4 protein-coding genes and 1 pseudogene are annotated in these 3270 nt (G+C 58.4%); 2 read left to right on the forward strand and 3 right to left on the reverse strand.

Annotated elements, in window-relative coordinates:
• The coding region (locus WB528_RS11990; RefSeq protein WP_423888629.1) for an EAL domain-containing protein at nucleotides 1–672 on the forward strand (672 nt) is incomplete at its 5' end.
• A 353-nt stretch (nucleotides 673–1025) separates the two neighbouring features.
• On the opposite strand, the gene WB528_RS11995 is transcribed toward WB528_RS11990, so the two are convergent.
• Nucleotides 1026–1100: a hypothetical protein gene (locus WB528_RS11995; protein ID WP_423888632.1), complete on the reverse strand. Its 75-nt coding sequence runs from the start codon at nucleotides 1098–1100 to the stop codon at nucleotides 1026–1028.
• A 316-nt stretch (nucleotides 1101–1416) separates the two neighbouring features.
• On the opposite strand from WB528_RS11995, the gene WB528_RS12000 reads away from it, so the two are divergent.
• Complete coding sequence (locus tag WB528_RS12000) at nucleotides 1417–1605, forward strand: hypothetical protein (RefSeq protein WP_423888630.1); 189 nt, start codon at nucleotides 1417–1419, stop codon at nucleotides 1603–1605.
• Nucleotides 1606–1641: 36 nt separating this feature from the next.
• Here WB528_RS12000 and WB528_RS12005 read toward each other — a convergent pair whose 3' ends face one another.
• The gene (locus tag WB528_RS12005; protein WP_423888631.1) at nucleotides 1642–3021 is read right to left on the reverse strand and encodes a methyl-accepting chemotaxis protein; all 1380 of its coding nucleotides are present in this window, start codon (nucleotides 3019–3021) and stop codon (nucleotides 1642–1644) included.
• 29 nt (nucleotides 3022–3050) lie between these two features.
• Nucleotides 3051–3270: pseudogene (locus tag WB528_RS12010) on the reverse strand (CheR family methyltransferase); the annotation flags it as partial.

The following is a 3270-nucleotide window of genomic DNA, read 5'->3' on the forward strand; positions in this document are numbered from 1 at the left end:
GGTGAAGGCCTTCCCGCCATTTCGATGGCGGTCAATCTTTCGCCGAGGCAGTTCCTGGACGCCAACCTGCTCGGAGACCTTGACGAGGTGCTGGCCTCGACCGGGATGCCGGCTCACTTGTTGCAGCTTGAGATCACCGAAAGCATGGTGATGCAGAACGTCGAACGGGCGATCAAGCTACTGGACGAAATTCGAAGCCGCGGGGTTCGGTTGGCGATCGATGACTTTGGGACAGGCTATTCATCGATGTCACTGATGAAGAAATTTCCGATCGACACGATCAAGATCGATCGATCCTTCGTTCTGGGCCTGGCGGAAAGCGCGGAGGACCGGGCGATCGCGACGGCCATCATCAGTATGGGCAAGGCGCTGGGTTTGACCGTGGTCGCGGAGGGCGTCGAGACGACGAAACAGGACGCTTTCTTGCGCGGGCACTCGTGTGATGAAGTTCAGGGCTATCTGTTCAGTAAACCCGTGCGGCCCGAGGAGATCCCTTCGCTTCTTAGTCCTATCGTATCCTCGCCGTCGCTTCAGCCCTCAGAGCTTCCATCTTCCGGACATGTGACATATCAAGAGTTCGAGGCAGCGCATAAGGCATGCAAGCTAAGCTTTGACGCTTCTATCGCACCCAAAGGCGATCAGGTCAGCGTCGGAAAACGGATATTGCGATAGCCGGCTGGGCGGTAGAGAGTCCACGGATAGGGAAGTGCCGTGTTCGCTTGCCCATCTGATGTCTGGCGCAACGCGCATCTGAAGCTTGGCACTCCGAATAGTGCTGCTACTAGAGCATTTTCGATTGAATTGAATCGCATGAGAATTCGCAGCGATCTGGAATTCTGGTTCACAAAGCTGGCTGCGAAAAAGGGCGACATGGATGCCATAAGCCTGTTCCGACGAACTTCGTGGCCAGGCCATTCACGGCATCAACGGTACCATCGGCGAGATCAGCGAGATCGCGACGGCGATAGCGGCCGATAAACCTCGACCGGTAACGTCGAAGCCGGGCACGGTCTGAGCTCTGCCGGTCAGTCTTCCCGCGTTACGATGTGCGTTAAGTTTCGAATAGCGGGTGCTGCGAACAGCACAATCGGCAACATCATGATCCATGCAAGAAGCCAGGATTGTAGCCAGTGCGTCGCGAACGATCCTCCCGCTACGAAGGGGAAGCTCGCAATCGCCGCTTTGCGCAGGTGAGGCCCGACTGAGTGAATCCATAAACAAAATGGCTGAACCGGTGCGGAATTCCCAGCATGCAGACCTCGGCTAAACGGTACGCAAGAGCCATGCCCAACCTCTCCGAAAAGTGACTACTCTCGGCCCCCGAAGGACCGAGCCCCTCGCGGGCTTCATCTTCTTGCTTCCGGCCGATCGTATGGCTCGATTCACAGGCCATCCATTTGCCCTCCGCTTTCGGCGGTGCGCAAACCGTCCTCTCGTTGGGTGCGGATCCCTGCCGGCGCGCTGCTGATCGGCGGGAGCATCCTTGCGCTCTTCGGGGTCTGGATGCTGCCGCCCGGGCTGATGCTGCTGGCCGAAGACGTTCCGCCGTTGGCGCGCGCCATCACCTGCGTCCTCGACCGGATCGAACGCCACCGACCGCACTGAAGAGTGCCACAAGGCGCCCATCCCGGTCGCGAAGGATCAGGCGACTGCTCGCACCTCCTGCAGGAAAGATTGCACTTGTTGGCGAAGTCGCTCGGCCTGCAGCGACAGCTCCGTCGAAGCAGAAAGGACCTGGTTTGCAGCCGCCCCAGTGTTCTCGGCCGCCCGGGCCACGCCGCCGATGTTCGAGGTGACATCGCTCGTGCCACGAGAAGCCTCGGTGACTGAGCCAACGATTTCGTCGGTTGCCGCCGTCTGCTGTTTGACCGCCGAGGCGATGGAGGACGCCGTGTCGTCTATCTGGCGGATTGTTCCCGAGATCGCCCCGATCGCCGAGACCGCTTTGCCGGTCGAAGCCTGGATGGCAGCGACTTTGCTCGATATCTCTGCGGTCGCCGTGCCGGTCTGATTTGCCAGCGCCTTGACCTCCGCAGCGACGACGGCAAAGCCGCGCCCGGCCTCACCGGCACGGGCAGCCTCGATGGTTGCATTCAGCGCAAGGAGGTTCGTCTGAGAGGAGAGATCCGAGATGAAGCCGACGATTTCACCGATGCTGCCGGCAACCTGGCTCAGTTCAGAGACAATCACGGCCGTTCCGTCAGCTTCGACAACGGCTCCCTTGGACATCTCAGCAGAGAGCTCGACGAGCCGACGGATCTCGGCAACCGACGATCCCAACTCTTCGGCCGCCCCAGCGACAACCACAACATTGGCCCCGGCCTTCTCCGCCGCGGAGGACACGGCGGCCGATTGGTTCGATGTTTGTGTGGCAGACGCGGCAAGTTGTTGCGCCGTCGCTTCGAACTTGGTCGCGGCGCTCGAAACGGTCTCCGTCAGGGACGACATTTCGCGGTCGAAGGTCGCGGTCAGATTTCCAAGTATGTTCGCCCGTTCCTTGGCCGACGCCGCGGCAAGAGTGGCCTCCTGGATATCGACGAGAGAGCCGCAGGCACGGATCGCTTTCCCGTCCGCATCGTGAACAACCCCTCCCGTGGCGCGGAACCAACGGTAGCTGCCGTCTGCCATCTTTAGACGGTAGGTCACATCATAGAGGGATTTTTCGGCCGTTTTCTTCAGTGCTTTATTGAAAGCTGCGAACGTCGGTTCGACATCGTCGGGATGGAGCTTATCGGACCACGATTGGCAAACATTCGGAAAATCCTCTCCGTTTTTGTACCCGAGCAGGCGACGAAACTCGTTCGTCCAAGTCCATTGGCTCTTCGGATGAAGAGCGTCTTCGTTCACGAGAATCGCATCCCATAGACCAACGCCGCAGTAATTTCCAAGTACTTCGATAAGCTCTTCGCTCTTGCGCTTCGAACGCATAAACATGGTGAACCCTTCGTGCTTTTTACGTGGCGTTGGCCAGGATCGGAGATCAATCTCGGTGCAGCGCTTTTGGCTAAAAATAGTTTTCATTTTGTAAATGATCTTTTGAAATCTCTTAAGATGACGTCAAAGACCCCCAGTTGGGAAAAATCGTGCAGCAGATTCAGCTGCCGGTGCTGGACCATCGCGCGAATATCGGCATTGATCTGCCAGAACTCGCCGGTCTGCTTGAAGTATTTGACCAGCATTTGGATCGGAAGGCCGCGCTGGACTTCGAATTGGCTGTATAGTCCCGCCCTGGATTTCTCCAGCACGCCCTGCGAAAGATCGGTCGCAAGG

The sequence above is a fragment of the Bradyrhizobium sp. genome (genome assembly GCF_049586575.1).
Lineage (GTDB): Bacteria > Pseudomonadota > Alphaproteobacteria > Rhizobiales > Xanthobacteraceae > Bradyrhizobium.

What these genes read in the sequence shown, in the direction of transcription:
- WB528_RS12005 (WP_423888631.1), bottom strand. Translation starts at nt 3,021, where the DNA reads ATGAAAACTATTTTTAGCCAAAAGCGCTGCACCGAGATTGATCTCCGA.